Here is a 5,706-nt window from a genome sequence, read left to right as displayed (position 1 = left end):
TTATTAATCTGCTCTGCTGTGATGAAACTTTTCTCATCCTTTTTCTGAGCATCTTTTTTCTTGGTCTCGACCTTGGCTAACTCGCCTTGCAGGTGCTTTTTAAGATCAGCTTCTTTTAGCGAGAATTCATCCTCGTCGCGGCTCGGCACCTTGCCCGGCGCCACTATGAGATCAGGCGTCACGCCCACCGCTTGGATGGTGCGACCGCTTGATAGATAGTAACGCGCTATGGTTAGTCGCAGAGCTTCTTTATCCTCTATTGGCAGGATCACCTGCACGCTTCCCTTGCCAAAAGTTTTTTCACCAACCAACACGGCGCGCTTTAGATCCTGAAGCGAGCCGCTTACGATCTCGCTCGCGCTTGCGCTGCCGCCATTAACCAAAACCACAAGCGGTAGATCGGTGATCTTCTTTTTAGGATCGGCGTTATGTGCTTCGGTTTCGTTTTTCGCGCGCCCTTTTTGAGAGACAATAAGACCTTTGCTTACGAATAAATTTACAAGCCCGATCGCTTGATCCAAAAGCCCGCCCGGGTTGTTTCGCAGATCCAAAATAATGCCTTTGGCGTCTCTATGCTCTTTTATAAATTTGCTTGCATCCGGAACTACGTGCTGATCGAAATTCGTAACGCGCAGATATAAAATTTTATCATCCTCGATCATCTTGGCATAGACCGATTCCACTTTGATTATGTCGCGGATAATCTCGACGTCGAAAGGCTTGCTAACACCCTTGCGCACGATTGTTAGAGTGATTTTGGTTTTCGGCTTGCCGCGCATTTTTGAGACCGCATCGTCGATCGTGATGCCGAAGGTCGCGTTGCCGTCGATACGCAAGATCACGTCGTTAGCCTGAATACCTTTCTTGTCGGCAGGAGTGCCCTCGATAGGCGAGATGACGGTCAGAGCGCCGTCTTTCATACCCACTTGAATTCCAAGCCCACCGAACTCGCCCTCAGTCTGGACTTTCGTATCGTTAAACGCCTTTTCGTCCATATAGCTTGAGTGCGCGTCGAGGTTATTCATAAGCCCCGAGATCGTCTTGTCCACAAGCTCCGAGAATGTCATCTCATCAACATAATTGTTTTCGACGATCGCAAGCGTCTTGGTAAGCTTAGCTAGCGCCTCCAGACGCGTTTTTTCGCTGTCTGGTTTTTTAGTCGCATTGACCTCTCTGGCTTGTAAATTTCCGGTAAAAAAACTAACGCCTAAAAATAAAGAGAAAATAAATCCCAAGCCGAAGAAGAGGTGTTTTTGTCGCAAAGTTTATCCTTGAAAGTAAAATGGAGTGAATTTTATAGAAAATTGGCTAAAAATAAGGTAAATTTCATACGAAATTTGCGCGTTTACAGATAAATTTAAAGCGAAAATTTTAAAATCTCACTAAAAAACCTTGACATAAAGACACTAAAGTTATATAATGCAATCAACTTCAACTTTAGGAGAAAATTTATGAACGAAACTATTGAAATTTTAACTGACAAAATGCGCTCCGTGCTCGAAAGCAGCGTTTCTTTGGCGATCCATTCCAAAAATAGCGAAGTGGGCGTATTGCACATGCTTTGGGCTTTGGTAGCCGACAGCGGCTCGGTGTTAAATCAAATTTTTAATAAATTTAGTATTGAAAAGACCGCGGTCGAGCTTGAGATCAAAAGCGAAATTTCAAATTTGCCTACGAGCTCAAACGTCACGAAGGAAAACGTGTGTATTTCGCGCGAGCTGATGAACTCGCTAGAGGTCGCAAAAGGGCTGATGACGAGCTCGGGCGATAAATTTATCGCCGTAGACACCTGGCTGATCGCAAATTTAAACGCCGATCCGCTAAAGAAAATTCTATCTAAATTTGCAGATCTTAGCGAGATCAAAAAAGAGCTAGAGGCGCTTCGCGGCGGCAAAAGCATCGATTCGCAAACCGCCGACGAGACGCTTGAGGCGCTTAGTAAATTCGGTGTCGATCTCACAGCCAAGGCGCTTGCGGGCGAGCTCGATCCGGTCATCGGCCGCGACGAGGTTATTTCGCGAATGATGCAAATTTTAATCCGCAAGACGAAAAACAACCCTATCCTACTCGGCGAGCCGGGCGTTGGAAAAACCGCGGTCGTCGAGGGTCTTGCACAGCTGATCGCCAAAAAAGAGGTACCGCTCAGCCTGCAAAACAAACGCGTCATAGCGCTTGATATGAGCGCGCTGATTGCGGGCGCAAAGTACCGCGGCGAGTTTGAAGATAGACTCAAAGCCGTCATAAACGAGGTCGTAAAAGCCGCGAACGTCGTGCTTTTCATCGATGAAATTCACACCATCGTAGGCGCGGGCGCAAGCGAAGGCTCTATGGATGCCGCAAACATCCTAAAGCCCGCCCTTGCGCGCGGTGAGCTGCACGCGATCGGCGCTACGACGCTGAAAGAGTACCGAAAGTATTTTGAAAAAGATGCCGCGCTTCAGCGCCGCTTCCAGCCCGTAACGGTCGCGGAGCCCAGCGTGAGCGAGGCTACGGCGATCCTGCGCGGCATAAAGGAGCGGCTGGAGGTGCATCACAACGTCACCATCACCGATAGCGCGCTTGTGGCGGCTGCAAGGCTAAGCGACCGCTACATCAGCGACAGGTTCTTGCCCGATAAGGCGATCGATCTCATTGACGAAGCGGCAGCGGAGCTTAAAATGCAGATCGAAAGCGAGCCAAACGAGCTTGCTAAGGCTAAGCGCGACATCCTTACGCTTCAGGTCGAAAAGGAAGCCCTTAAGATGGAGGATGACGGCAAAAACGACGAGCGGCTCGCGCAGATCGATAAAGATATCGAAAATTTAACCGAGCAGAAAAACGCGCTTCAGGCTAAATTTGAAAACGAAAAGTCCGTATTTGGCGGCATCAGCGAGGAGAAAAAGGCGATCGATAGCCTCAAAAACGAAGCGAGCTTAGCAAGACGCAACGGCGATCTTAGCAAGGCCGCCGAGATCGAATACGGCAAGATCCCCGCCGCGCAGGCAAAGGTCAAGGAGCTTGAGACGAAGTGGGATGCGATGAAAGAAAACGGCGTGCTTTTGCGAAACCGCGTGGATGAGGAGAGCGTGGCTGAAATTTTAAGCAAATGGACGGGTATCTCGGTAAGCAAAATGCTCTCCTCCGAAAAGGAGAAATTCCTCCACATCGAGGAGCATCTAAAAGAAAGCGTCGTGGGGCAGGATGAGGCGCTGCACGCCATCGCTCGCGCCGTCAAGCGCAACAAAGCGGGGCTCGTAAATGAAAATCGCCCAATCGGAAGCTTTTTGTTTCTAGGACCTACCGGCGTCGGCAAGACCGAGAGCGCGAAGAGCTTAGCGAGGTTTTTATTCGACGACGAGCGGGCGATGATCCGCTTTGATATGAGCGAGTATATGGAAAAACACAGCGTCAGCCGCCTGCTCGGCGCGCCTCCTGGATACGTGGGCTACGACGAGGGCGGGCAGCTTACCGAAGCCGTACGCAGAAAGCCGTATTCAGTGCTGCTTTTTGATGAGATCGAAAAGGCGCACAAGGACGTTTTTAACATCTTGCTTGGAATTTTAGACGACGGGCGCGCAACCGATAACAAGGGCGTTACGGTTGATTTCAAAAACACGATCATCATCCTAACGAGCAATATCGGCTCAGCTAAGATTATGGAGCTTGACGCCAAAAATGCGGACAAGCCGCGCGAGATCGCGCTTGCCGAGCGAGAGGAGGCGGTAAAGAGCGAGCTGAAGAATTATTTCAAGCCCGAATTTATCAACCGCCTGGACGATATCGTGATCTTCAACGCCCTAAGCGAGGACGATCTTATAAAAATCGTGGGCATTATGTTTAAAAACCTGCAAAAAACGCTAGCAAATCGCGGCATTAACGCAAGCCTAAGCGAAAATGCCAAAAAGCTCATCGCCTCGGCGGGCTTTGATATCGAATACGGCGCAAGACCGCTACGAAGGGCGCTCTACGATCTGGTGGAGGATAAGATCGCCGATATGATCCTAAGCGACGAGATCAAAACGGGCGATCGGATCGAAATCGGCGCGCACGAAGGCGAAATCGAAATAAAGAGGGTGAAGTAAAATTCGGCGGAATTTATCTTGCAGGGTAAATTCCGCGCTTTGGTGGAGTAAATTTGTCGAGGTGAATCTAAAATACTTTATTAATATAAATTGGGCTAATAATCTATCTCCTTGGGAATTGAAACCTATTCATGCTCTCTACGATGTAAAGTAGAATTCTATCCCGTTGGGAGTTAAAGCTCATTTTCCACTATCTTTAAATTTAACTTCAATTTTGTCCCGTTGGGATTTGAAACATTTCAAGAGTATTTAAAATTATAGTTCACACCTAGGTAAAATTCTATTTAGTTAAAACTTAGTATCCCAAGGCGTACCTATTTTTGGAATTTTAAAATTCCAAAATACTTAAAATTTCACATAGAATTTAGCGCTAAATTTTATGTGAAATTTTACAAGGACGGCTTTTTGGTAAAGTATTTATTATTCAAATATCTCAGATTCGATCGCTCTCAGCCCTTCATTACGCTTTCGGCGCTGCTTGCGTTCTTGGGCGTCGGCGTGGGGCTTACGGTCTTGATCGTCGCGATGGCGATAATGAACGGTTTCGATAAGGAATTTGAGCGCAAGCTCTTTACGATGAACTACCCGATCACGATCCACAGCCACTTTCGCGGCGGTATTTCAAAAGACGACGTGGAGGGGCTGCGGGCGGACTTTCCCGATCTGATCTTTAGCCCGTATATTAGCTCGCAAGTTATCGCCAAAAGCGGCGAGAAGCTCGAGGGCGGGCTGATTTTCGGCGTAAATTTAAACGACGAAAAGCGCATCAACTCCGTCGTCGCAGCAGGCGCCAAAGACGCCAATCTAACGGACTACGGCATCATGATAGGACGCGGGATCAAGGACGAGTTTATGCTGGATGAGGGCAGCAAGATCACGATGATCTTTACGAAGAGCGATCCGGGCGGCTTTGCGCTGATCCCTAAGATGAAACGCTTTGACGTGCGCGCGGATTTTAGCTCCGGGCTGATCGCCTACGACAAGGCGTATTCCTACGCGGACGCGAGCGATCTAGCCAAAATTTTGGGCTATGACGAGGGGACATTCGACGGCGTGCATGTTTTTTCAAACGATCCGTTTAAAGACCTGGAGCGCATCAAAAAAAGTCTTCCTAGCGGCGCTAATGCCGTGGGCTGGTGGCAGCAAAACGGTAATTTTTTCAGCGCCCTTGCACTTGAAAAACGTGCGCTTTTCATCGTGCTGATGCTAATAATCCTGGTCGCGAGCCTAAATATCGTGAGTTCGCTTCTAATGACCGTGATGAACCGCCGCCAAGAGATCGCGCTTTTACTTAGCCTGGGCGCTAGCAAAAAGGAGGTTAAGAGGACCTTTTTTGCGCTCGGAGCCACGATCGGCGGCGGCGGCATTATATTCGGGCTCATTTTGGGTTTGTTCGGCGTGTGGCTGCTCGGAAGCTTCGACATCGTAAATCTGCCGGCCGACGTTTACGGAAGCTCGAAACTGCCGATGGAGCTCTCGCTGGGTGATTTGGCGATGATTTTAATCGGCGCGGTGCTTATCGTGGCGCTTTCGTCATGGTATCCGGCCAAAAAAGCCACGCAGATCGACGTGCTGCAAACACTGCGCAACGAGTAAATTTAAACGCGGCGCCTTAAAAATTTAGCTAAATTTTGAAATTTAGAGC

3 protein-coding genes are annotated in these 5,706 nt (G+C 48.7%); 2 read left to right on the top strand and 1 reads right to left on the bottom strand.

The genetic code is table 11. From position 1 onward, the window contains the following. Window positions 1–1,226 (bottom strand): S41 family peptidase (locus tag Q0620_RS04520; protein WP_298783384.1); only part of this gene is annotated, 1,226 nt, incomplete at its 3' end. A gap of 225 nt (window positions 1,227–1,451) precedes the next feature. Between Q0620_RS04520 and Q0620_RS04515 the strand changes: the two genes are divergently transcribed. Both Q0620_RS04515 and Q0620_RS04510 read left to right on the top strand, forming a co-directional pair. Continuing rightward, window positions 1,452–4,061, top strand: a complete 2,610-nt coding sequence (locus tag Q0620_RS04515) for an AAA family ATPase (RefSeq protein ID WP_298783383.1) — start codon at window positions 1,452–1,454, stop codon at window positions 4,059–4,061. A gap of 405 nt (window positions 4,062–4,466) precedes the next feature. Next, entirely contained in the window at window positions 4,467–5,657 is a 1,191-nt protein-coding gene (locus Q0620_RS04510) for an ABC transporter permease (RefSeq protein ID WP_297916694.1), read from the top strand. The last annotated feature ends 49 nt before the right edge of the window (window positions 5,658–5,706 follow it).

The organism is uncultured Campylobacter sp., assembly GCF_938017615.1.
In the GTDB taxonomy this organism is placed as follows: Bacteria; Campylobacterota; Campylobacteria; order Campylobacterales; family Campylobacteraceae; genus Campylobacter_B.
The sequence above is the reverse complement of the archived record's forward strand: the minus strand, read 5'-3'. Positions and strand labels throughout refer to the sequence as shown.

Excerpts from the sequence above, each read along its gene's own strand:
- Q0620_RS04515 (WP_298783383.1), top strand. The coding sequence starts at position 1,452 with ATGAACGAAACTATTGAAATTTTAACTGACAAAATGCGCTCCGTGCTC.